The following is a 25,474-nucleotide window of genomic DNA, read 5'->3' on the forward strand; positions in this document are numbered from 1 at the left end:
GGGGATACATATGAGTCAAATAGAATTTAAAAACGTGAGCAAAATATATAAAAATGGTCACCAAGGCCTGAAAGATATCAATTTAAATATTGAAAAAGGCGACTTTGCAGTAATTGTAGGTTTATCAGGTGCTGGTAAATCTACCCTACTACGTTCTATCAATCGTTTACATGATATTACTGAAGGCGATATTTTAATTGATGGTAAATCCATCTCTAAAGCATCAGGTAAAGAATTACTGATGATGCGCCGCAATATAGGTATGATTTTCCAACATTTCAATTTAGTCAAACGATCATCTGTAATAAGAAACGTGTTGAGTGGTAGAGTCGGATACCACCCTACTTGGAAAATGGTACTCGGTTTATTTCCGAAAGAAGATAAAATAAAAGCATTAGAATCATTAGATAGAGTAAATATACTAGAAAAAGCGTATAACCGTTCTGATGAATTATCTGGTGGTCAACAACAACGTATTTCTATTGCACGTGCTTTATGTCAAGAATCGTCTATCATCCTTGCAGACGAACCTGTTGCGTCATTAGACCCACTTACAACGAAACAAGTTATGGATGACTTAAAGCGTATTAACGAGGAATTAGGTATTACGATTATCATCAACCTGCATTTCGTAGATTTAGCAAAAGAATACGGTACTAGAATTATCGGGCTACGTGCTGGTGAATTAGTTTATGATGGTCCTGCATCAGAAGCAACGGATGAAACATTTGCCGAAATTTATGGACGCCATATTAAAAATGACGAGAAGTTAGGGGTGCAGTAAATGGACTCTAACCAAGAACGCTTTGAACCTTACTTACGTCGTAAGACTTCTTTAAAAGTTGTTTTATCAATCATTATCGTCGCTATATTAGTCGTTTGGAGTTTCATGTTTACAAACTTTAGTATTGGTGATTTAATGTACGGTATTCCACAAATGGTCGAACTGTTCAAAAGTATGGTTCCACCAGATTTAAGTTATATTTCTAGTATCACTAAACCAATGCTAGATACCATTCGAATGGCAGTTGTAGGGACATTTATAGGTGGTCTACTTTCAATTCCTATTTCAATCCTGTGTGCCCGCAATGTCATTCGTTCAAGTTGGATTACTTATCCTTGTAGATTTATCTTGAATATTGTAAGAACAATCCCTGACTTATTACTTGCAGCAGTATTCGTTGCAATTTTTGGTATCGGTCAAATTCCAGGGGTACTCGCAATCATCATTTTATCTATTAGTATCATATGTAAATTGATGTATGAATCATTAGAAAGTATTGATGATGGCCCATTAGAAGCTATGACTGCAGTTGGTGCAAATAAATTAAAATGGATTACATATGCGATAATCCCACAAGCTATTGCACCATATATGTCTTATGTATTATACGCATTCGAAATTAACATAAGAGCGGCAGCAGTATTAGGTTTAGTAGGTGCTGGTGGTATTGGTCTGTATTATGATCAAACGTTAGGGCTTTTCCAATATCCTAAGACATTAACAATCATACTTGTAACACTTGTTATTGTTGTAATCATTGACTTAGTAAGTACGAAAGTGAGGGAAAAATTAATATGACACAAACTCATTATCAGTTAAAGCCAGAAAGACAACGCAAATCCATTATTTCTCGATGGATTACAAGTATCATTGTTGTCGTATTATTAATTTGGGCTTTTGTAGGATTACCCGCTTTCGAAATCAAATCACAGTCAGGAACAATTATGAAATCTATTGTAGATGGATTATTTCATCCTGATTGGAATTATGTATATATTCCTGAAGGTGAAGACCTTCTTAGAGGTTTATTAGAAACATTTGCAATTGCTGTTATTAGTACATTTTTATCAGCCATTTTATTTATACCACTTGCATTTATTGCTGCTAAAAACATGGTTAAATTTAAACCTGTTTCTAGTATTAGTAAATTTATTTTGAGTGTTATAAGAGTGTTTCCTGAAATTGTTATGGCTATTATCTTCATTAAAGCTGTAGGTCCAGGTTCATTTTCAGGTGTACTTGCACTAGGTATTCATTCTATAGGTATGATGGGTAAATTGTTCGCTGAAGATCTAGAAAATCTAGATTTAAGTCCAACAGAATCACTCGTAGCAAGTGGCGCCAATTCGATTAAGACACTTATGTTTGCAGTAGTACCACAAATACTCCCTTCATACATATCATTAGTATTATATCGTTTTGAGTTAAACTTAAGATCCGCTTCAATACTCGGTTTAATCGGAGCTGGCGGTATCGGTACACCATTAATATTTGCTTTGCAAACTCGAACTTGGGATCGAGTAGGCATAATATTAATAGGTTTAGTCATAATGGTAGCAGTAGTTGATTTTATATCAGGTAGTATTAGGAAGAAACTCGTTTAACAAAGATGAAGCGACCACGGAAATTTCGATTTCCGGGTCGCTATTTTATTTTATCGGCCTGAAAACTCCATTTTCGGGTCGCTATTTTTATTTATCGGCCTGGTAATCCCGTTTTCGGGTCGCTATTTATTTTTATCGGCCTGGTAATCCCGTTTTCGGGTCGCTATTTATTTTTATCGGCCTGGTAATCCCGTTTTCGGGTCGCTAATTTTATTTATCGGTCCATATTTCTCTTTTCTGGACCGGTAATTATTTTTATCGGTCCATATTCCAACCTCATCACCCTATTCAATCTATATTACATTTGTCTTTTTGTTTGTTCTTGAAAACGATTACAACTATAATGTAATTATACACTAAAGATTGAGGTGATGATTTATGGTAAATGTAAATAACCAAGGAATAAAGCTTTATGTGCTCGACAATGGTCGTATGAGAATGGACAAGAATCTAATGATTGCTGGGTCTAATCAAGCTACTTTGGATAATCCTAATGCACCTAATGAAATGTTTGAATTCCCTATTTACACCGTATTTATTGATCATCCTGAAGCAAAGATTTTATTCGACACGGCTTGTAACCCTAACTCTATGGGGGAAAACGGTAGATGGATTAACCAAACTCAAAAAGCATTCCCGTATACTGCTGATGAATCTTGCTACTTACCTAATAGACTTGAACAAATTAATGTCGATCCAAGCGAAGTTGATTATGTCGTAGCTTCTCACCTTCATTTAGATCATGCGGGTTGTCTTGAATATTTTACAAACGCAACTATAATTGTGCATGATGATGAACTTAATGGAACGATGCAGACTTATGCGCGTAACCAAAAAGCTGGTGCTTATATTTGGGCGGATATTGATGCTTGGATTAAAAATGATTTAACATGGAAAACGATTAAACCTTATGAAGATAATTTAGAAATTGTTAAAGGTGTTAAAGTACTGAATTTTGGTAGTGGTCATGCATGGGGCATGATTGGACTAGAAGTAGAAACTCAGGAACTCGGTACACTGATATTGGCTTCAGATGCTATTTACACAGCTGAAAGTATGGGAGACATTTTAAAGCCACCTGGTATTTTATACGATTCAATTGGTTGGGCAAGATCTGTTGAAAAAATTAAAAGACTCGCTAAAGAGAAAGACGCACAAATTTGGTTCGGCCATGATGGCAATCAATTTGAAGGCTTTAGAAAATCAACAGATGGATATTACGAATAATGTTAATCATATAGGAGTGAAAGCTAATGAAGACACGAGCAGCAGTATTGCACGAAATGGGTTTACCTAGTCCATATTCAGAAAGTAAACCGTTAAAAATTGAAACACTTGAATTAAATAAACCGAATCAAAATGAAGTGCTCATCAAAATTGGAGCGGTAGGTTTATGTCATTCAGATTTATCTGTTATTAATGGAAGTAGACCACGCCCTACTCCTATGGCACTTGGGCATGAAGCGGCAGGAGAAATTATTGAAATTGGAGACAACGTAACAAACTTTGAAGTTGGTGATCATGTTGTCTGTACATTTATTCCAAACTGTGGTCATTGTTTACCATGTAGTGAAGGTAGACCTGCACTATGTGAAAATGGCGCTGCTTCTAATGAGCAAGGAGAACTTCTTGATGGTGGCATAAGACTACATAATGACGAAGATAATATGCATCATCACCTAGGGGTTTCTGGCTTTGCAGATTATGCAGTTGTTTCACAGCACTCTATCGTTAAAGTTGATAAAGACATTCCTTTTGAAAAAGTAGCCATATTTGGATGTGCTGTTATTACAGGTATAGGCGCAGTTATTAATACAGCACAAGTAAAACCAGGCAGTTCAGTCGCAGTTGTTGGATTAGGCGGTATTGGTTTGAATGCAATTTTAGGCGCTAAATTAGCTGGAGCAGGAGAAATCATTGCATTAGATATTAATCCAGACAAATTTGAATTAGCTAAAAAACTCGGTGCAACTGCAACTTTTAATTCAGGAGACGATGATGTTGTTGAACAAGTTAAAGATTATGTAAAAGGTGGCGTTGAGTATGCATTTGAAACTGCCGGTGTCGTGCCAGCAATGGAAGTTGCATACAAAATCACTAAACGTGGAGGTTCAACAGTTACAACCGGATTACCAGACCCTAAACATCAATTTTCATTTCCACAAGTTACTTTAGCAGCAGAAGAAAGAACCATTAAAGGTTCATATGTTGGTAGCTGTGTACCAATGAGAGATATCCCAAGATTTATCGCACTTTATAAACAAGGTCGCTTAGATATTGATTCATTACTAACAGACACGCTGCCTCTAGATGAAATTAATGAAGGATTCGACCGACTAGCAAAAGGAGACGCCGCAAGACTAGTAGTCAAAATGAATAATTGATAACTGAGATGCAAAATATGGACCGATAAATTTTTTTATCGGTCCAGAAACTCCATTTTCGGGTCGCTATTTTATTTTATCGGCCTGGAAATCCTATTTTCGGGTCGCTATTTTATTTTATCGGCCTGAAAATCCCAATCCTACCTTCTCACTTCCTGCCCACACCCACATACCTACATCCGCACATTACAAATATCATTATCTTTGTGACTTTTACATGGAAAGTATACAATTATATTTAAAGAATGATTCATTATTTATAAGGGGATGAACAAATGGATACTTCATTTAATACAACAAAAGAATTTGCCGAAGCTTTGGATAAAGCGGATGTGTTACATCATGTTCGTGATCGATTTTATATACAACCTAACGAAATTTACATGGATGGGAATTCTTTAGGTCTTGCTTCTAAAGATGCTGAGGCATCATTGCTCAATGCATTAGAAGATTGGAAAAAAGAAGGTATCAAAATTTGGAATATTGAAGACAGCAAATATTATCATTATTCTAAGCACATTGCTTCAAACATGGCTCCATTAATTGGTGTGAGTCCTGAAGAAGTTGTTGTAGTTGGTAGTACGACATCCAATATACATCAAGCTATCAGTACTTTTTACGAACCGACTAAAGATAAATACAAAATATTAGTTGATGACTTAAACTTCCCTACTGACCGTTATGCAGTAGATAGTCAAGTGCGTCTAAAAGGATTAGATCCAAACGATGCAGTTAAAATTGTTAAAAGTTCAGATGGTGTATTCATTGATGAAGATGCCATTATTGAAGCAATGACGGATGATGTTGCACTTATTCTATTACCTACTGTTCTCTACCGAAGTGCTCAAGTATTAGACATGGCAAAAATAACAATGGCTGCGAAGGAACGTCAAATCATCATTGGATGGGACTTATGTCATGCAATCGGTGCGATTGAAATGGACTTAACCCAAATTGATGCAGACTTTGCTGTATGGTGTACATATAAATATTTATCAGGTGGACCTGGTTCAACTGCTGGCTTATATATCAATAAGAAACACTTTAATCGCAGTCCTGGTACGGCCGGGTGGTTTGGGAATAAAGACGAAACACAATTCCAACTTAATCATACATTTGAACATCAACGAGATGCTTCAGGTTGGCAAGTTGGAACGCCAAATATTCTCTCTATGGCACCATTAGAAGGTGTGCTTAACATTTTTAACGAAGTTGGTATGCATGCAATTAGAACGAAATCACTTCATATTACGTCATACTTAATGTATTTAATTGATGAAAAGTTAACTGACTATGGTTATTCAGTTGGGAACTTACGTGATGATTTTAAACGAGGTGGACATGTTTGTTTAGTGCATGATGAAGCATATAGAATCAGTTTAGCGTTGAAAGATAAAGGTGTGATTCCTGATTTTAGAGAGCCGAATGTGATTCGATTAGCACCTATTGCTTTATATACATCTTATGAAGAAGTCTATAAAGTCGTTGAGATTTTAGAAGAAATTGCACAAGATCATTTATACGAACAATATAGTACTAAACGTGGCCTGGTCGTATAATAAATTGCGTACTTAAGGAGTAGCTATATGTTCAAGAAACACGGAGAAATCATTCGATTTATACTTGTAGGTGGCATCAATACAGTTAATTATTACTGGATATATTTATTATTATTAAAAGTGTTCGACATTCAATATTTAGTAAGTCATATATTGAGTTTCATAATAAGCTTTATCATTTCATTTTATTTGAATTGTTATTTTGTTTACCGAGTTGAACCTACCGTAAAAAAATTCATTCAATTTCCTATTACACAAGTTGTAAATATGGGATTACAAACATTATTATTATTTGTGTTTGTACAGTTACTTCATGTAAACGAAACTTTTGCACCATTTATCGGATTAATTTTTACAATTCCAATAACATTTATATTATCTAGATGGATTTTAGTAGATAAATAAAATGACAAGCGCCTGTAACATAAACATGTTACAGGCGCTTGTCATTTTTTCTATAATAAGAACATAACAAAGAATGGAACGACTGCTACGACTACGATACCAACAAGAACGAGTGAAATACTGGCCATTGATTCTTCTACTTCACCTAATTCTTTTGCTGCTGCGACACCGAGTGTGTGTCCACTTGTACCTAAAGCTAATCCTCTCGCAATCGGATTTGTAATATTAAAGAGTTTCAATAATTTATTACCTAATGCCATTATAATAACGGCGTTTAAAATCACGGCTAATGATGTGAGTTCTTTAATACCTGAAATACCTTCTGAAACTGGTAATGCAATTGCAGTTGTTGCTGCTTGTGGTAACATTGACGCGATAATATCATCACCAAATTGGAATGCTTTCGCTACAATATAAATAATAACAAGTGCTGCTACTGTTCCAATTGCTATACCACCCATGATATGATGCCAATGTTTTTTAAGCACTTCACGTTTTTTGTATAAAGGAATTGCGAAACAAATTGTTGCTGGTTCTAGGAAGAAATTAATAATATCTCCACCTATTTTGTAATTTTCATATGGAATGCCTGTCGCTTTTAAAAATACAATACCACCAACCATACTGAAAAATAATGGCGCAAACAAGAAGAATCCATTTGTTTTTTTAAATAAATATGTACCGACTAAGAATAATATTACAGATAATCCGATACCGAAATATGGTGTATTAAGGCCTAAATGTTCCATCATGCATAATCACCTGCCACGCGTTTATTGTTAATTTCTTTCGTACGTTTAGCTGCTTTTTCACTTGGTTTAATGATCATTTGTGAAAAGATACCCGTACAAACAAGTAATAAAATTGTAGAAATAATAATCAGTAATATGATAAGTATTGGACTCGTACTTAAAATGCCTAATGAGTTGATTACTGAAATACCCGCTGGAACGAATAAGAATCCGATATTATTCGTCAATGCAGTACCAACCGCTTCTACTTGTTCTAACTTGATAATACCTGTCGTTAAAGCGATAAACATTAGCACTAATCCGATAACAGATGCTGGCATTGGTATAGGCATAAAGCTTTCTATGACATGTGAAATTAATAATACAATTGATATTGTTAATACTTGATGAAAGAAGTTATTGACTTTTTTCATTTTGACAACCTCCCGAAGTAATCTCTTAAGGTTATCTTAATATGAAAATCATTTTTTAAAGCGTTTTCAATGTGAAATGCAATAATTGACCTCTAAGTTACAAAATCTATGCTCTGAAAATTATACTAACCCTATTTCTGATTTAAATGACTTCATATATGATCGACTAACTTGTAATTTGATATTCCCCGTCAACGTCACTTGATACGTCGAATTAAACCAATGTTCAACCGATTGTATATGCCATTTATTGATAATACTTGCGCGATGAATACGAATAAATTTAGCGTGACTGAGCTTTTTCTCATAGAAACTAAGTGGTTCGTTTGTCGTATATTCATTGTCAGTCGTATTAATCGTCGTAATACCTTGGTTGACAGATATCGCAATAATATCATCTACATTCAATACATAAATACGATCATCAATTTCAATAGGCAAGACTTCATCGTGATTGACAGGTTTCGGCTCCACTGATTGTTGTGTCTCGATATTCGTAATTTTATTAATCGCTTGTTCAATTCTTGCTTTCTCAAAAGGTTTCAAGATATAGTCTGTTGCTTCTAATTCAAATGCTTGTACAGCATATGTGTCATGAGCAGTCGCAAAGATAATATGCGGAACATGTTTCATTTTATTGATTTTCTTCGCTAAATCTAATCCACTTTCTTCCATCAAATTAATATCTAAAAATATAACATCAAATTCGTGTGACAGTAGTTGTTCCAATGTTTCTTCAACATTTTCTGCTTCTTCAATTTGACTAAATGAACCAATTTGATTCAATAAATATTTCAGTTCATTACGTGCTAATGGCTCATCATCAACAATTAACGCATGCATTACATTTCCTCCTCTCGATATTTGTGTGGAATAATCGTACATACTTTCGTTCCTTTATCACTTGAATCGAATTGTAATTCTGCATGATTTCCAAATAATCCTGTTAATCTTCTATTTAAATTCTCTAACGCACTTCCAGTTCCAGACTGAGAGGCAACCGTTGTCTTACCTAAAATAGCAATTTTATCTTCATGTATACCTTGTCCGTTATCTCTTACACATAATTGAATCGATTGATGGTTACGACTCACTTTGACCCAAATGCGATTGTCATCTTTTCTACTTGTAAACGCATGTTTAATCGCATTCTCTACTAATATTTGTATAACAAAAGGTGGTACAAGTGCAGAATAATGTTCTTCAGGTATATCAAATTCAATTTTAAAGTGATCGGGATATCTCGCTTGTTCTAAAGCAATATAAGCGCGTACTTGTTCTAATTCTTTTACAATTGTAATCGTATTGTTTCTCGCACCTTGTAAATTCGAACGGAAGAAATGACTCAATTGTAATAATAATTGACGTGCTTTCTCATGATCTATTCGAACTAATGCTGAAATTGTATTAATCGCATTAAAGAAGAAATGCGGATTAACTTGAGCTTGTAACGACTTAATTTCAGCATCTTGTAGTAATTTTCGTTGTGTTTCAACAGCACCGAGTTCTAACTGACTAGAGAATATTTTAGCTAAACCTTCAGCTAGTTGTTTCTCTACAAATGTTAAATCATGATGATCTGTAAAATATAACTTCAATGTTCCTACAATATCATCATGTACATATAACGGAATAACGATCGCCGCTTCAAGAGGACAGTTCGGATGTTGACACCCTATATCTTTACTAGAATAGACTTCTTTTTGTTGACCTGTTTCAATAACTGCTTTAGATAAATCAGTAATGATGGTCTTATCAGGTGTGTGATGATCACTAGCTACACCAACATGCGCCAATATATGCGTCTTATTTGTAATAGCAACAGCAGAAACTTTCATAAGATCTTTGATAATTTTTGCTGATTGATGTGCAGATGATTCTGTTAATCCTTCTTTAAAATAAGGCAATGTCTGATTGACGAGCTTTAATACATCATGCGTTTGAATCGCTCTCATTTGTTCTTCTTGTTTAACTGTCGAAATAATAATAGACATAAATATCGCAGTACCTAATCCATTAATGATAATCATCGGCAATGCAATAAGTTGAACAAGTTCCCATGCATCTGCTTTTTGAGATGAGAATATCAATATACAAATCATTTGAATAACTTCCGTTGATGCACCAACTAATGCACTTTGTTTCACGGATAAATAACTTTTTGACTTCATTGCTTGTGCCCCAAAGTAACCTGCGACAAGTCCAATGACGATAGATGATATTAAATATGTATATGCATCAGCACCGCCAATATAAACTCTAAATATACCTGATAGCACACCTACGAATAAACCTACAAATGGTCCACCTATTAACCCTGAAACGCCTATTGTTAACACACGTGTATTCGCAAGTGACACTTCTGGTCCGAGATGTAAATAAATCATACTCGATACAATTTCACCATTATGTATCGCGACACCTGTAAAATTAGATAACAATGCAAATGATGAAAATACAATGATCAATCGCCATTTTACATACCATTTTTCACGTTCACCCATCATATTTTTAAAATACGTGGTATTCATTAATATGTAGGCAACAAGTATAATTAAACCAACACGTTCTAATAATAAGACAAATAAATTTAACATATAAACACCTATCGTTTCTTTACTTTTCTATACGTTCATACCAACAAATATTTTACCATATGATTGTTAGAAAGCTCGGAATAATGTTTAAATGATATAATAAGGAGAACCATGCAGAAAGGGGATAATATCATGAATTTACAAACTGCATCACCAGAGGAAATTAGAGCAAGTATTAGACAAGGCGCATTAACACGACCAACTAGTGGGATGGCTAAAAGGTATGTCCAAGCAAATGTCGTCATCTTGCCTTCTAAATATGCTTATGATTTTTTGAAATTTTGCTTTAAAAATCCGAAGACATGTCCATTACTTGATGTATCCGAAGTAGGATCGCAGTCATTTAGTAAATATGGAAAAGAAGCGGATATTAGAACAGATGTTGGATTGTACAGACTTTATAAAGATGGCAAATTTGTTCAAGAATACGAGGATATTAAAGCGTTGTATACAGATGATATGGTCAGCTTCTTGATTGGATGCAGCTTTACATTTGAACATGCTTTGCTTGAAGCGGGCATTCCAGTACGTCATATAGAAGAAAATCATAACGTACCGATGTACATCACAAATATACCAGCTGAACCAAGTGGTACTTTTAAAGGAAACATTACAGTAAGCATGCGACCTATGACGATGTCAGAAGCAATTAAAGCTACTGAAATCACAACACATTTCAAAGAAGTACACGGTACACCAATACATATTGGAAATCCAAGTGAAATCGGTATCGGAAACATTGACCAACCTGATTTCGGTGAAGCTGTAACAATTAAAGACGGAGAAGTTCCTGTATTCTGGGGATGCGGTGTAACACCACAATCTGTCGCATTAGATGCCAAACCAGACATCATGATTACGCACGCACCAGGACATATGTTTATAACAGATGTTAAAGATAGCGAAATGAGCTAGAATTAGAAGGACTTTGAAAGCAGAAAGCTGAGGCAACGGTCATTGCCTCAGCTTCATTTTTGTTTCTGGATCGGTAAATTTTTTTATCGGTCCATATTTTCTATTTCTGGACCGGTATTTATTTTTATCGGCCTGAAAATCTCATTTTCGGGTCGCTATTTTTATTTATCGGCCTGAAAATCTCATTTCCGGGTCGCTATTTTATTTTTATCGGCCTGGAAATACCTATACTTCCATTCTCAACTTATAACTCTGTGCGCAATTCCCACAATTCTGGGAAGAAGTTCTGGTCAATAACCCGTTTTAAATAGTTTACACCTGAACTTCCACCTGTTCCTGTTTTGAATCCTATTATTCTTTGTACGGTCTTCATATGTCTAAATCGCCACTGACTGTATCTATCTTCTACATCTGTTAATTTCTCTAGAAGTTCATACAATTCAAAGTATGCGTCTGATTGTAAATATATTGCTTTAAAAGCTTCTTTGACTGAATCATTCCGCATATAATTTTGTGTAACTTCCCTATTTAACACTTCGGAGTCTATGTTAAATCCTGCTCTATGTACTGCTTTAATTGTTTCATCATAAATACTTGGTCGTTCTAGTTGTGTTTTCAACTGCTGATATATATTTGGGTCTTTTTCATAGATTTTTAAAGCGTGTGTTGTTTTATATCCTAAACTATATTCAATCATTCTATTTTGAAAAGATTGAAATCCTGAAGAATTCCCTAAGTCATCTCTAAATTTCAAGTAATCACTTGGTGTCATGGTTGATAATACTTCCCATACTTGAATGAGTTGTTTTTGTATATTACCTACACGAGCTAATTTTTTAAATGCTTGTTTATATTGATCAGATTTAATATCATCACTTGCAGAATTTAATTCATGAATAATTAAGTTCATCCACAGTTCTGATACTTGATGGACAATAATGAATAATTTCTCATCGTGCGCATCTGTTAATGTATGTTGTGCTGATAATACTTTATCTAAACCTAAATATTCACTATACGTCATGTCCTTCGAAAAATCTGTCTTCACACTTTCCCCTTTAAGTGATTCATCTTGAAATTCGCTCACAACTACTCCCCCTTTTTAGCAATGACCGCTCTTATTGGCGATCCGTCTGCACCTACTATATTTAAAGGTAATCCAATGAAGTTATAATAACCTTCTGATACATTTTCTAATAATAGATTTTCAATATTAATGATGTCGTATTGATTAAATGCATGATGATTGTCTAACGTTTTAGAGTCAATATCATCTACTGATGGCACATCAATACCAAATACTTTAATCTCTATTGAAGATAAATATTGAATGGCATCTTCTGTTAAGACAGGTACTGACTCTGGAAACACTTCAGAATGTGCTTCTGATTTAGTCTTAATCATTATAATCGTCCCTTTAATATCATATTTCTTGAGTATTTCCTGGGTGATTAAAGTTTCATCCATAATTTCTATCAATGTTGCATCGCCAATTAAACGATTGACGTCAATTTCATGAATCTTGATACCTTCTTCATCAAAGTGATATGGCGCATCCATATGTGTGCCTATATGTGTGCTTGTTGAAATACTACCAATATTTACAGAACCCGTTTCTTCTTTAGTCGCTGAAAGTTTAAAATGAAATGGCTCATCACCTGGCCAGTGTGCAATATTGTTCGTCAATTGTTGTGTAATATCAATCCACATAATCATGCTCCTTTATTAATGTAATCGCTACCATATTACCTTTTAATACAAGTTTTGTACATTAATTTGTAATAATGAAAAAAGTAAAAGCCGAGACATATACATATATCCCAGACTGTTTCAAAATTATACAATTAAATTGACGATTAATATTAATATCAATCCTAATACAGAAAGTACAGATTCTAGAAGTGTCCATGTTAAGAATGTTTCTTTAATTGTTAAACCAAAGTATTCTTTGAACATCCAGAATCCAGCATCGTTCACATGTGAGCAGAATATACTACCTGCACCAATCGCAAGTACGACAAGTGAAATATTCACATCTGAAGCTTGTAATAATGGTAATACAATACCTACTGAAGAAATTGCTGCTACTGTTGTTGAACCAAGTGCTACTCTTAATAAAGCAGCAGCTAACCATGCAAGAAAAATTGGTGACATTTCTGTACCGTGGAATATTTCTGAAATTGTGTCACCAACACCACCATCAATGAGGATTTGTTTAAATGTACCGCCCCCACCGATAATTAAAAGTAACATTGCTATTGGTCCTATAGCTTCTTCAAATGATTTCATAATCGTTGTCATATTCTTAGATTGTTTAATACCCATTGAATATATCGCCAATAATACAGCTAATAGCATTGCTGTAACAGATGAACCAAGTAAGTACACGATGGATTCAAACCAGTTTGTTGGTTCTTGATCATGACCAGTTATAAGTTGAACTACCGTAGCAAATAACATTAAAATAACTGGGAATAATGCTGTTAATAAACTAATACCAAAGTTCGGTAATTTTTCATTACTAAAATCATTAATTTTACCTATACTTGTTGTGTTCCCTTTCTTTTCAAATGCTACAGGTGCAATAGCATATGCAAATTTAGGGAAGATCCCGCCGACTACGATTGCTAAAGGTACACCAATGATAAGACCATACATCAGTACTTCGCCAATATTGGCATTAACCGCTTCTGATATCGCTACTGGACCTGGGTGTGGTGGTAAGAATCCGTGCGTAACGGCAATTGAAGTCGCCATTGGAATACCAACTTGTAAATTAGATATTTTCATTCTTTTAGCCAACGTAAACACTAAAGGAATTAATAACACAAATGCAACTTCTAAAAATAAAGATATCCCGATAATAAATGATGCAATAATCATTGCCAAAGTTACATATTTTTTACCAAACGTATTGATCAGTGTATCTGCAATTCTTGTTGCACCACCACCGTCAGATAATAACTTACCTAAAATCGAACCTAATCCAAAAATAATCGCAATATGACCTAGTGTATCGCCCATACCTTTTTCAATGGTTTCCACAATTTTATCAAGTGGCATACCTAGAATAATACCTGTTAACATTGAAGTGATAATTAAAGCAACAAACGTATTTAATTTAAAGTACATAATCAGCGCTAATAAAATTAATACACCAATTACAACACTAATCAGTGGCCAGTATTCTCCCAACATTTAAATCCCTCTCTCTTTATATATTTAACGATTTAATTCATATACACTGCTTAAAGTTTCTTCATCTCCGACATTTCCTGGGAATATAACATAAGGTATATTTTGATATTTCGCTTCAGGACCTGTTAGCCATACTGGAACCCCTTGTGTAATTTGACCGATGACTTTTGCTTTTTCAATTTTTAATCCTTTTGTCGCAACATCGCTTGAAGTTATACCACCTTTAGCGATAATAAACTTCGGTTGTACATCTAAATTTGAAACGATTGATACTAAACTATTTGAAATTGCAGTAGAAATACTTAAATTATGTTGCAAGTTCTCAGTTCTAATAACATCTCTTGACGTATAAATGACAACATCTTCACCGTTATCAATGTATCTTTCAACGAGTTGTGTAATGTCATCAACATAAGCTTGTAAATTGGTTGACGCTATTTGCGTAACGTCAAATTCTATTTCACTAATAAATGAATGGTCTAATAAGTATTTCAGTTGATCTGATGACTTTTTAACATGTGAACCAACAACAATGATGCCACCATTATCATTTTCTTTATAAGAATTTAAATTGATAATTTCTCCAGGTGTTTCACAAATTGCTTTAACAAAAGATGCTGCTGTTCTAAAGATAAAGTGTTTATCATGTTGTGCTAAAAATTCAGTCAAACAAGCTACAAAGAAATTCATATCCTCATCATTTACAGCATCTACTACGACTTGATCAAAGTCATTTAAATTTGAAAATACATTAAAAATCGTTTCTTTATCTCTTTGTCGTAAGTTTTCTAATGTAATATGATAAACTTCGTCAGATTGAACTTCGCCATTACTTTTTTCGCTAATAAAGTCATTCATATGTTTAGACTTAAATCCAAATGTTGTATCTTGTGCAAATTCACTTTCAGATACTGGGATATATTGCTCGCCTTCTTTAAGGTAATGAATGCCTTCATATGTATATCTATTGCCTTCAAAGAAAGCTGGAATATAGAATACAGCATCAAAAGCTTGGTCACTAGATTCACTTAACACTTTAGGTTCTAAATAAAAATGACCTCTTAATGTTGAATCTCCTCTACTAATAATTAAATAAGGTATATCCAACTTATTAGCTACTTTTTGTATGTTAGCGCTTACCTCTTGGTGTAAAGAAATCGTCTCTTCTTCATTTAACGCTCTAGAATTCGTCAAAATGTAAAACATATTATGGGATTGAAGAAAACCATCTTCAATCCATTCCTCAGTCCACTTCGTATATACAGGTAAATCTTTAACTGTTTGAGTGCCTGTAGGATCATCATCTAGTACAATAATTTTATATTTTAAATCTGCTAAATGTTTGTTTATATCATCATGCTTAAATTCATTTATTAAATCTTTTGTTAACATCATTTCCACCTACATATTATTTATTTTTTCGAAGTATTGAATGATACCTGAATGGTCATTTAAACCATTACCTTGTGCAACTTCTGATTTATAAATTTCTTTAATTTGATTAACTACTGGTAACGTTAAACCTGCTGTATCTGCTGTTGATGATACATTTTTCAAGTCTTTTAAATTAATGTTTAAAGTGCCACCTGGTTTATAATCTTGTTCAATCATTTTAGGGAATTTGGCTTCCATAACTGCTGAACCTGCTAAACCATTTTTGATTGCTTCATGCATTTCTGTCAAATCTATATCAAATTTCTTAGCGAGTACAACCGCTTCGGACAATGCTGCAATATTTGTATTAACGATAATTTGATTCGCCAATTTAACAACACTGCCAGAACCAACATGACCAACTCTCACAACAGATCCAGAAACTGGACGAAGTACTTCTTTAATATCTTCTAATAAATCTTCATCACAACCTACCATTACGGCTAATTCTCCTGTAATCGCAAGTGGTTCTCCTCCACTAACTGGTGCATCTACATACTGAATATCTTTTTCTTCAAGTACTTTACTAATTTCTAAAGATTCATTAGGTGTTAAAGAACTCATATCAATAACCATTTTGACATTAATTTCACTTTGGTTTAATACGGCCGTTTCACCACTGTATAAAACTGATTTAACAATAGCACCATTAGGCAACATCGTAATCATCACTTCAGCATCTCTAGCCATTTCTTCAATAGATACAACTTTCGCACCTAATGCTTCAACCTCTTTTTCAGCTTCTTTATTTAAATCATTCACTAATACATCTTTATTAGCTTTGATTAAGTTTTTCACCATTGGCTTACCCATAATACCTAATCCAACAAATCCAATTTTCATTTTTATGCTCCTTTTCTGTAAACGTTTACAGGTATTGTATACTAAAATTTAGTAAATGTATACATTTTATTTCAAATTTTTTTATAGTAAGATGAAGTTAACGAGGTGAAAACGATGGCAAATAAGGAATTATCTATATATCAAAAAATAAGAAATGACATTATAAATGGTGACTTAACACAAAATGAAAAAATAACAGAAAGCAAACTTGCACAAAGATATAATGTTAGTAGAACACCGATAAGAGAAGCTATAAAACAGCTAGAATTAGAATACTTCATAAGAGACGGTTATATTTATGTACCAACAGTAGAAGAATATCGAAATATCTTTGAGATGCGTATTTTAATAGAAACACACGCAATCAAAAAAGCGAGTATCGTATTCACACAAGACGATATCGAAGAATTAAAAAGTTATGCAACAATCGGAGACGACAAAACAGAAGAAGAAATTATACAAATCAACGATCAATTCCATCAAAAAATCATGAGCGCCACAAAAAATAGTTTTATAATAGATACGTATAGTAAATTAAAAAGTTATATATACCTATTCAGCAAAACAGTTATCAATAAAAAGCGCCCAGGTCTTATAGAAGAACATCAAAAAATAGCAGAAATGCTAGAAAAAAGACAAACCGAAGCAGCAATAGAACTCATGAAAGAACACTTATTAAACGACTTAGAATTCAGTCTATACTATTTGAAATCATAGGAAGATGTAGTGTGGGGAGAAGGGAAAAAATAATATTCAACTATATTAAAATGAATGGAGTGCATCATATGACATTAAAAGAATTTAACATCATTGAAAATCAACTCATTAATGAATATGCAGGTTACTTTGATAAGAAAGAACTTATAACACAATTTCCATCTAAAATTTCTAATATTAGTGAAGAAGAATTTTATTTTTACATGACTAAATATTTGAATAAATTTCACGATTCACATCTTAAATTAATTGAACTTAACGGACTTTATCCAAATATTAGAGTTCAATTACATAATGATCAATTATATGTGATAGACTCCAGGAATCCACAAATTCCAACGGGTTCTGTTATTCATAATTTAGGTTCTTACTCAATCAAATATATACTTGAAAATGATCATGATTTATTAAAATCCAGTAACCCAGAAAGAATGGAATGGTCAGACGTACTTAAAAAATATAAATATATCGTATCCGATTCTAAAGAAATATCTATTTTACAAAAGGATAAACCGGATTTCTTTGAACAATCATACATTATCGAAAATAAACATACCTATATTTATTTAAAATTTACCGACTTTATTGATCATTTAAAAATCTCTAACTTAATAGATAAGCATAAAAACTTACTTTTAAATGCGAAACAAATTATTATTGATGTGCGAGGTAATCGCGGTGGTTCAGATTTAGCTTATTTAAAGTTATTACCTTATTTAACAAGTGAAAGTATTACAATAACTGATGATACGCCATATTATCATAGATTTACAAAAGCATATTGCGATGAAAGAATACATATAATTTCTGAACTCATAAAACAGATGCCAGATTCAGATGATCTCGATGAATATAAATCAATTTTAAATCTATATAAAGATAACTATGATAAAGGACTTGTTAATATCAATGACAATCCAGAACCTGATACGATTGAAGGCATTCAAGAAAAATGTCCAGATGTAAAGGTACTAGCGGACTTTGAATGCGGAAGTTCAGGAGATAACTTTGTAAAATTTGCACATGAATTTAAAAATATTGAAATTATAGGTAGACCTACTAAAGGTATGAACGATTATAGTAATGTTATGTTTGTCGATATTAACGGTAAATATAAATTAAGCGTCCCACACTCTAAAGACGGAAATGTAGATTTAGGTAAAAGTATGGGAAAAACAGGTATACCAGTAGACCACTATATTCCATGGACACCAAAAGAACTAGAAAAAGATATCATCTTAGAAACAGCTATAAATAGATTTACTTCACTTTAAAGTTAAATGAAAAATGTTGCGCTAACGATCTTGTTTTGATTTCTTGAGCGTTAGAATTTCTAACGATCTTGTTTCCCACTCTTGAGCGTTAGAGCGACTTTTTTTCATTTTTTGCGCTAGTTCTCATGCGCTAACGATCTTGTTTCGGTTTCTTGAGCGTTAGAATTTCTAACGATCTTGTTTTCCACTCTTGAGCGTTAGCCAGTCCAAAATCCTATACAAAACCGTTACAAAACCTATATATAATATGAAAAGCGACGCCTTTTTCGGGCGTCGCTTTATTTTTATCATGATAACTTCTCTTTTACGTAATCATAATTTCCTTCATATTTTGTGAGTTGTTTATCTTGTAGTAAATACGTTATATCAAACAGTTTATTTAAGAAATATCTGTCATGTGATACGGCTATTACGGTACCTTCGTATTCTAACAGGGCTTCTTCTATTGTTTCTTTTGAATCTATATCTAAATGGTTTGTTGGTTCATCAAGTATGAGCACGTTAAAGTCTTGGTTAACGATTTGTGCCCATCTTAATCTCATTTTTTCTCCACCACTTAAACTTTCCACTTTGTTAAATACATCTTCTCCATAGAACATAAATTGTGCAAGTATGTGTCTTGCTTGCCCTTCTGTTACATGCACGACATCTCTAAATGTTTCTATGACTGTTTGATTTTCTATATTTTCAAACGTATGTTGAGATAAGTAACCTATTCTTAAGTTTGAAGCACAATGGACTTCTCCATCGTCTGGTTCTACTTGATGCATCATCATTTTTAATAATGTGCTTTTCCCTGTACCGTTGTTACCGATAATGGATACGTGTTCTTTTCTTCTAATAAGTAAATCGATATCTTCGAATAGTATATCTTCATACATTTTAGAAACTTTTTTGAATTCAATCACATCATTTGAGACACGCTGTCCTTCTGTTAAGTTTACATTCATTTTTTTATTTTCTAGTACTGGTTTATCTAATCTTTTAATTCTATTTAATGCTTTTTCCATACTTTTCGCACGTTTATACATTGCAGCATTTGGTGGCTTTGCTTGACTCGCCCACAATCTTAATTGTTTAATGGAGTCTTCCATTTTTTTAATTTTCTTCTGTTGTGTCTGATATGCTTCAAATTCACGTATAATGCGTGCTTCTTTTTCTTTCACAAAATAACTATAATTACCGTGATAAATGTGCAGATGTCCTTGATCGATTTCTAATATTTGATTGACTGTTTCATCTAAAAAGTATCGATCGTGCGATACAATCATAACTGCACCATTATATTGTTTAATAAAATCTGCTAACCAATCAATAGAAGAAATATCTAAATGATTGGTTGGTTCATCTAATAATAGTAGTTTAGGCTGTTGCAATAATATTTGAGCGAGTCCTACTTTAGTACGTTCTCCTCCAGAGAGGTTCCCCCACGTTTGATTTAATAATTGATCAATTTTCAAACCATGACTAACTCTTCTTATAAGTGCATCTCTTTCATATCCGCCTATTTCTTCAAATGTTTCTTGCAATGCGCCATATTGCTTTAATAAACGTTCTAAATCATCTGCATTATTTGCCATTTCATCTTCTAAAAATTTCATTTTTTGAGAGACGTGATTGATTTCTTTAAATACTTCTGATAAACACTCATAAATTTCTTTATCTGCTTCATACTGTGGTAACTGGTTTAAATATCCAATTGAAATGTTCTTTTGCCAGCTTATTTGCCCCTCTGTCGGCACTTCGATACCAGCCATCAATTTCAATAATGTACTCTTACCTTCACCATTTCTTCCAACTAGTCCTACGCAATCTCCTTCATTTAAGTCATATTTAATATCCTCAAAGATGAGATCACCTGTATAAGACTTCGATAGTTTAGACATATTAATAATATTCATTTTGCTTCCTCCAAAATCGGTCTATAAGGAAGCTGGTGTTAGACATTCCTTATAGCTATATTTTTCTTCAAAAAAGACATACTCCGCCAATTTTGGAAGAACATCCGCAAATTTGTTGCGTACGATTACGAAAAATCTGCAACTATGAGCTAAAAGAAACATCTAAAACACCTCCGTTCGTTTAAGTTAGTTTCATTATATAGTTGTAAAAATAATAATTCAATGTCTTTATGCTATTTTAAATTCTCACCAATATTAACTGTTGTGACGTAATTATCATCTATTGTAAATATGATAAGATTGCCGCCTACTAGGAATCTATATTCATCTCCGTTACTAGTTTCTTCTATAGTATAATCATTTCCGTAAGCTTTAAGAATTTGTGCTTTTGAAATGTGATGCTTTTTCACTGGGAATTTAGCACTTGCAGCATATTCTTCTTCATATTTTCCTCCGAAATAGAATGTTTGATCGTATGAAGTTCTATGCGTATAAATATTTCCTTCATAAGATTGTGGTTGAACAATTCTATAATTATTCATTGTAACGTTCTTATACACTAAAGCATTGATGAAAGCTGAATCTAAAATAAAACTACCGTCATGACCGGTGTAACCTTTATAAGTGTAGTAAGGTGTTGTGGCTGCTTCAACTTCATGACCGTCTTGACCAGGAAAATCTACAATACCAAAAATTGTTCCGAAAGAAATTCCTGTTGCAATTGTTAATTTAGTTATTTTATTCATTATCATCACTCCCTTTTAGTATAATTGTATACCTTAATGTTACAACAATATTACAATGATATCAAAAATATTACACAAGAGGATTGTAGGTATAGCACTAGTAATATTACTGATAATTCAGTCTATTATTGTCATAATCATGCTGAAACATACGCGCACTTACTATAGAAGCATTATAAGAAACATTAAATTCTTGCAATGAACTTTTCATAAACAAAATATGATTGATTCATTTTACACATCTAAAATTTTACATTTTTATTCTATGATCTTATTTCTTAGTAATGAAATCGAATTTAAAATTTTATATATCTACTTTCAAAACTGTCATGAAAGGATTCTATTTCATTATATAAAATCCGACTATTTTATCATCCAATTGTATACAATCGGTAAACTTAGGTGTAATATTACAAAATATAACGAACGTAATTCATTATTACATTATTTCTTCTACATTGTAATCTTTTGTTATTTGACTGTAATTTACAAAGCCTCTATATATGTTATTGTTGTCTTGTCCCAAATTTAAGGGAAGAATTTTTAACTAACAAAGAAATTATCATCTTAAAAAAGATACTATAAATAAAAAAATTATTCGGAGGGTTTTAAAATTATGAAAAAAGCATTTTTAACTTCATCATTAGCAGTAGCAATCGGAGCAACAGGTGTTGCATCTACACAAGTAGCAGACGCAGCTGAACAGGACGTAAATAAAGAGCAATTAGCTCAATTAGCTCAATCTAATTCACCAGAACTTAATGAACATGCAATTCAAGAAGGCGCATATAACATTAACTTCACATTAGATGGTTTCGAGTATAACTTCCAATCAGATGGTCATAACTTTACTTGGGAATACCATGCAACTAATGCAGCTGACTCTGAAAGCACTCAAGCTCCTGTAGCTGAGCAACAACAACCAGTAGCTGAAGAAAACGTAGCTGAACAAACTCCAGCTCCAGCAGCAAACAACACAGCTAATGAACAAGCAACTCAAGAAGCACCTCAACAAGTAGAAGCACCAAAACAAGAAACACAACAAACTCAACAAACACAAGAAACTACTACACAAACAACTCAAACATCTACACCTTCATCTTCAGCTTCTGAAGGTTCAAGTGTAAATGTTAATGATCACTTAAAACTTATTGCTCAACGTGAATCTGGCGGAGACTTAAAAGCTGTTAACCCAACTTCAGGTGCAGCAGGTAAATACCAATTCTTACAAAGCACTTGGGATTCAGTAGCACCATCTGAATGGGTAGGTAAATCTCCAACAGAAGCTCCAGAATCAGTACAAGATGCAGCAGCTGTTAAATTATACAACACTGCAGGCGCTTCACAATGGGTAACTGCATAATATATAAGCAGTATTAAAATTTTATTCAACACATTAATCCAACGCCCCCGGCAATAGCCAGGGGCGTTTTTTTGTATATATTTTATTTATTAAACATATCATTTACGATTTGTGCAACTTCTGGAAACTCAGTATAACCATCTGAATCACAGAAATGTCCTTCATGTTCAACAATAACCTCTTCAGATTGAAGCTTTTCTGCCAATCTTTCACTTAAATTTCGCGGGACTAAACGGTCATTAGACGCTATGACACTCACAATGTTGGGTACTTGTTTAATAATCTTCTCAAAATCTACATGTGTTTGATCCATGTAAGTATCAATTTTATTCAAGTTAGGAATCTTTTCATAAAAGCCTGCCACAAGAACAAGTCCTTTAACATTCCATTCTCCTTCAAATCTAGATAGATAATCTAATACCGTCACAACACCTAAACTATGTGCAACGATTACATTATTACCACTCGTTATATCTATTTCATCTAATAAAGTCTTATTCCAATCTTCTAACACTGGATTTGATGAATTAGGAAAGTCCAATATTTTACTATCTATATCGTCAACTTGTTCTGTTAACCATTTAAACCAATGCTTTTTACTGTTTGCAGTATAGCCATGTGCTATATATAAATGTTTATCCATATTCATCACCTATTCTATTTATTGTAAGAGCGCATTAATGATACCTATTATAATACCTCCGAATGGAATTACGACCCACCAATATCTTGATAAGAACTCCCAACCATTCATCGGGCGATTATAATTATTTTGATTATGGTTAGGGTCATTTCGATAAGTCTCAATAATCGTGTTTTTTAAATTTTTATCCCCTTTGATTAACTCATCTAAAGAAACATCAAAGATATCGCTCATTTGCACGAGTATATCTATACCTGGATATACTTTACCGAGTTCCCATTTAGAAACACTTTGTCTTGTGACATGTAATTTGTTAGCGAGTTCTTCTTGAGACCATCCATTAATTTCTCTCTCTTCTTTAATTCTAGCTCCAATATTCATATCAACCAACTCCTTATGTTTACTATATAACGACTACTTTAAAATATCCCGATACTATACTTTGCACCCATATCAACTTGAAGTTGCAAACGCATGATCATAACCTTTAACACCATTATATACTTTTTTTACAATACGTCATTTATTTTAAGAGGTTACTCTACCTTCCGTCTTATTTTCAAAAAATGCTATTAATCGTACATTCCGTAATTATAATTGTACTTTGTTATACTATATATATCATATCGATAAAGGAGCGAACAACATGACAATCCCGATTATTATTGACACGGACCCTGGAATTGATGATATTATAGCGATTTCTGCAGCACTACATAGTAAAGAATTAGATGTAAAATTAATCACAACTATTGGTGGTAATGTAGGCATTGAACACACAACTCAAAATGCATTAGATATTGTAAGTTACTTTCATTCAAATACGCCAGTTGCTAAAGGTGTAGATAAACCACTGATTAATACACTTGAAACAGCAGAACATGTACATGGTCAAAATGGTATAGGAAATGCTCAAATCAATACCACTTTACATAATGATATTCTAGAAGAACATGCTGTTATCGCAATGAGAGATACTATCTTGAATTCTGAAGAACCTATTACACTCGTACCAATTGGGCCACTAACAAATATAGGGCTGTTATTCTCACTATTCCCTGAAACTAAAAAGAACATTAAACAAATCGTGTTAATGGGCGGCGCAGCAGTTGGAGGAAACGCTACGCCCGTTGCAGAATTTAATATTTTTGTAGACCCACATGCAGCAAAAATTGTTTTCGATCAAGATGTCCCAATCGTAATGTGTGGACTTGATGTAACGAGAGAAACTATGATCAATAAAGATGATTTAAATATTATTCAAACACAAGGAGACTTTGGAAACATCATTATAGATATGTTATCTTCATACAACGATGTAAATGCCGGCGAAGAACATGAACATATCATTCATGACTTATGTACAATCTTCTACTTATTATATCCAGAAATGTTTACAACACAGCGTGCCGATGTATCTGTCATAACAGAAGGACAAGCAGCAGGATGTACATACACAGAATTTAGTGATGAAGGTAAAGTAGAAGTATGTATGCATGCACAAAACGAACAATTCCGAGAAAAATTTGTAGACTTTATTAAAGCAATACATCAAAATCAATAAACAAACATTATTCATATAAAATAATGAGACTGGAATATTGCATTCCAGTCTCTTTCATATGGGAAATTTGAGGGAGATGAGCTCTATGTTGCTTGTTTAGGCAGTCTTGATAAATACGGGCGTTCTATGTTGCTTGTTTAGGCAGTCTTGCAATATACAGGCGTTCTATGTTGCTTGTTTAGGTAGTCTTGCAACATACGGAGTTTCTATGTTGCTTGTTTGGGCAGTCTTGCAACATACAGGCGTTCTATGTTGCTTGTTTAGGTAGTCTTGATAAATACGAGGCGCCTATTTCCTACGATTAGTCAAGCCAGATTGTATTTAAGAAAACATATTCAAATAAACCGTCCATTTTAATTTTTTTGAATAAGGTGTTAA

Annotated in this window: 25 protein-coding genes; 12 read left to right on the plus strand and 13 right to left on the minus strand. The window is 33.4% G+C overall.

Annotated features, from left to right (window positions below):
• Positions 1–10 precede the first annotated feature (10 nt).
• The 7 genes from phnC to LQ686_RS09355 all read left to right on the plus strand — a co-directional run bounded on the left by phnC (position 11) and on the right by LQ686_RS09355 (position 6,736).
• Positions 11–784, plus strand: a complete 774-nt coding sequence (gene phnC, locus LQ686_RS09325) for a phosphonate ABC transporter ATP-binding protein (RefSeq protein WP_025906907.1) — start codon at positions 11–13, stop codon at positions 782–784.
• Entirely contained in the window at positions 785–1,582 is a 798-nt protein-coding gene (gene phnE, locus LQ686_RS09330) for a phosphonate ABC transporter, permease protein PhnE (protein WP_025906908.1), read from the plus strand.
• Positions 1,579–2,388: a phosphonate ABC transporter, permease protein PhnE gene (gene phnE / locus LQ686_RS09335; RefSeq protein WP_025906909.1), complete on the plus strand. Its 810-nt coding sequence runs from the start codon at positions 1,579–1,581 to the stop codon at positions 2,386–2,388. The genes phnE (LQ686_RS09330) and phnE (LQ686_RS09335) overlap by 4 nt, the downstream gene beginning before the upstream one ends.
• Before the next feature lie 378 nt (positions 2,389–2,766).
• The gene (gene ahlS, locus LQ686_RS09340; RefSeq protein WP_107572915.1) at positions 2,767–3,615 is read left to right on the plus strand and encodes an AhlS family quorum-quenching N-acyl homoserine lactonase; all 849 of its coding nucleotides are present in this window, start codon (positions 2,767–2,769) and stop codon (positions 3,613–3,615) included.
• A 26-nt stretch (positions 3,616–3,641) separates the two neighbouring features.
• Positions 3,642–4,772, plus strand: coding sequence for a zinc-dependent alcohol dehydrogenase family protein (locus LQ686_RS09345; RefSeq protein ID WP_103360802.1), 1,131 nt, complete (start codon positions 3,642–3,644; stop codon positions 4,770–4,772).
• A gap of 275 nt (positions 4,773–5,047) precedes the next feature.
• Complete coding sequence (kynU, locus tag LQ686_RS09350; RefSeq protein ID WP_107565565.1) at positions 5,048–6,331, plus strand: kynureninase; 1,284 nt, start codon at positions 5,048–5,050, stop codon at positions 6,329–6,331.
• Positions 6,332–6,358: 27 nt separating this feature from the next.
• Positions 6,359–6,736 (plus strand): GtrA family protein, encoded by a 378-nt coding sequence (locus LQ686_RS09355; RefSeq protein ID WP_103360800.1) that lies wholly within the window; start codon positions 6,359–6,361, stop codon positions 6,734–6,736.
• 50 nt (positions 6,737–6,786) lie between these two features.
• Here the strand turns inward: LQ686_RS09355 and lrgB are convergent, their stop codons facing one another.
• The 4 genes from lrgB to LQ686_RS09375 all read right to left on the minus strand — a co-directional run bounded on the left by lrgB (position 6,787) and on the right by LQ686_RS09375 (position 10,498).
• Complete coding sequence (lrgB, locus tag LQ686_RS09360; protein WP_025906914.1) at positions 6,787–7,488, minus strand: antiholin-like protein LrgB; 702 nt, start codon at positions 7,486–7,488, stop codon at positions 6,787–6,789.
• Positions 7,485–7,901: an antiholin-like murein hydrolase modulator LrgA gene (lrgA, locus tag LQ686_RS09365; RefSeq protein WP_103360944.1), complete on the minus strand. Its 417-nt coding sequence runs from the start codon at positions 7,899–7,901 to the stop codon at positions 7,485–7,487. The genes lrgB and lrgA overlap by 4 nt, the downstream gene beginning before the upstream one ends.
• Positions 7,902–8,021: 120 nt before the next feature.
• On the minus strand, positions 8,022–8,744 hold the full coding sequence (locus LQ686_RS09370; protein ID WP_025906916.1) for a response regulator transcription factor LytR: 723 nt from the start codon (positions 8,742–8,744) through the stop codon (positions 8,022–8,024).
• Positions 8,744–10,498, minus strand: coding sequence for a sensor histidine kinase (locus LQ686_RS09375; protein WP_107633907.1), 1,755 nt, complete (start codon positions 10,496–10,498; stop codon positions 8,744–8,746). Before LQ686_RS09375 ends, LQ686_RS09370 begins: the two co-directional genes overlap by 1 nt.
• Before the next feature lie 132 nt (positions 10,499–10,630).
• Here LQ686_RS09375 and LQ686_RS09380 point away from each other — a divergent pair, with 132 nt between their 5' ends.
• A complete protein-coding gene (locus LQ686_RS09380) occupies positions 10,631–11,413 on the plus strand; it encodes a putative hydro-lyase (RefSeq protein ID WP_239733289.1) in 783 nt (260 codons plus the stop codon).
• Between the two features lie 244 nt (positions 11,414–11,657).
• Here LQ686_RS09380 and kynA read toward each other — a convergent pair whose 3' ends face one another.
• The 5 genes from kynA to LQ686_RS09405 form a co-directional block, all read right to left on the minus strand.
• Positions 11,658–12,500, minus strand: coding sequence for a tryptophan 2,3-dioxygenase (gene kynA, locus LQ686_RS09385; RefSeq protein ID WP_025906919.1), 843 nt, complete (start codon positions 12,498–12,500; stop codon positions 11,658–11,660).
• A 2-nt stretch (positions 12,501–12,502) separates the two neighbouring features.
• Positions 12,503–13,123 carry a cyclase family protein gene (locus tag LQ686_RS09390; protein WP_107633906.1) on the minus strand — a complete coding sequence of 207 codons (621 nt, stop codon included), beginning with the start codon at positions 13,121–13,123 and terminating at the stop codon, positions 12,503–12,505.
• A 126-nt stretch (positions 13,124–13,249) separates the two neighbouring features.
• On the minus strand, positions 13,250–14,611 hold the full coding sequence (locus LQ686_RS09395) for a gluconate:H+ symporter (protein ID WP_107590938.1): 1,362 nt from the start codon (positions 14,609–14,611) through the stop codon (positions 13,250–13,252).
• 24 nt (positions 14,612–14,635) lie between these two features.
• Positions 14,636–16,003, minus strand: a complete 1,368-nt coding sequence (locus LQ686_RS09400) for a four-carbon acid sugar kinase family protein (protein ID WP_239733290.1) — start codon at positions 16,001–16,003, stop codon at positions 14,636–14,638.
• 9 nt (positions 16,004–16,012) lie between these two features.
• Positions 16,013–16,888 carry an NAD(P)-binding domain-containing protein gene (locus tag LQ686_RS09405; protein WP_107590936.1) on the minus strand — a complete coding sequence of 292 codons (876 nt, stop codon included), beginning with the start codon at positions 16,886–16,888 and terminating at the stop codon, positions 16,013–16,015.
• Between the two features lie 114 nt (positions 16,889–17,002).
• Here LQ686_RS09405 and LQ686_RS09410 point away from each other — a divergent pair, with 114 nt between their 5' ends.
• A complete protein-coding gene (locus LQ686_RS09410; protein ID WP_025906924.1) occupies positions 17,003–17,605 on the plus strand; it encodes a GntR family transcriptional regulator in 603 nt (200 codons plus the stop codon).
• A gap of 68 nt (positions 17,606–17,673) precedes the next feature.
• Positions 17,674–18,879, plus strand: coding sequence for a S41 family peptidase (locus LQ686_RS09415; protein ID WP_158011174.1), 1,206 nt, complete (start codon positions 17,674–17,676; stop codon positions 18,877–18,879).
• 287 nt (positions 18,880–19,166) lie between these two features.
• Here LQ686_RS09415 and abc-f read toward each other — a convergent pair whose 3' ends face one another.
• Positions 19,167–20,780, minus strand: coding sequence for a ribosomal protection-like ABC-F family protein (abc-f, locus tag LQ686_RS09420; RefSeq protein WP_107573173.1), 1,614 nt, complete (start codon positions 20,778–20,780; stop codon positions 19,167–19,169).
• 233 nt (positions 20,781–21,013) lie between these two features.
• Positions 21,014–21,526 (minus strand): immunodominant staphylococcal antigen IsaB family protein, encoded by a 513-nt coding sequence (gene isaB, locus LQ686_RS09425; RefSeq protein WP_107590934.1) that lies wholly within the window; start codon positions 21,524–21,526, stop codon positions 21,014–21,016.
• Between the two features lie 616 nt (positions 21,527–22,142).
• Between isaB and LQ686_RS09430 the strand changes: the two genes are divergently transcribed.
• A complete protein-coding gene (locus tag LQ686_RS09430; RefSeq protein ID WP_119494881.1) occupies positions 22,143–22,889 on the plus strand; it encodes a transglycosylase family protein in 747 nt (248 codons plus the stop codon).
• 82 nt (positions 22,890–22,971) lie between these two features.
• Here the strand turns inward: LQ686_RS09430 and LQ686_RS09435 are convergent, their stop codons facing one another.
• The gene (locus LQ686_RS09435) at positions 22,972–23,532 is read right to left on the minus strand and encodes an RBBP9/YdeN family alpha/beta hydrolase (RefSeq protein WP_158258742.1); all 561 of its coding nucleotides are present in this window, start codon (positions 23,530–23,532) and stop codon (positions 22,972–22,974) included.
• A gap of 18 nt (positions 23,533–23,550) precedes the next feature.
• Positions 23,551–23,913, minus strand: a complete 363-nt coding sequence (locus LQ686_RS09440) for a helix-turn-helix domain-containing protein (RefSeq protein WP_119475279.1) — start codon at positions 23,911–23,913, stop codon at positions 23,551–23,553.
• A 265-nt stretch (positions 23,914–24,178) separates the two neighbouring features.
• Here LQ686_RS09440 and LQ686_RS09445 point away from each other — a divergent pair, with 265 nt between their 5' ends.
• The gene (locus tag LQ686_RS09445) at positions 24,179–25,096 is read left to right on the plus strand and encodes a nucleoside hydrolase (RefSeq protein WP_107590989.1); all 918 of its coding nucleotides are present in this window, start codon (positions 24,179–24,181) and stop codon (positions 25,094–25,096) included.
• Positions 25,097–25,474 lie beyond the last annotated feature (378 nt).

Source organism: Mammaliicoccus sp. J-M41 (assembly GCF_022385935.1).
GTDB classification, from domain to species: Bacteria; Bacillota; Bacilli; order Staphylococcales; family Staphylococcaceae; genus Mammaliicoccus; species Mammaliicoccus sciuri_A.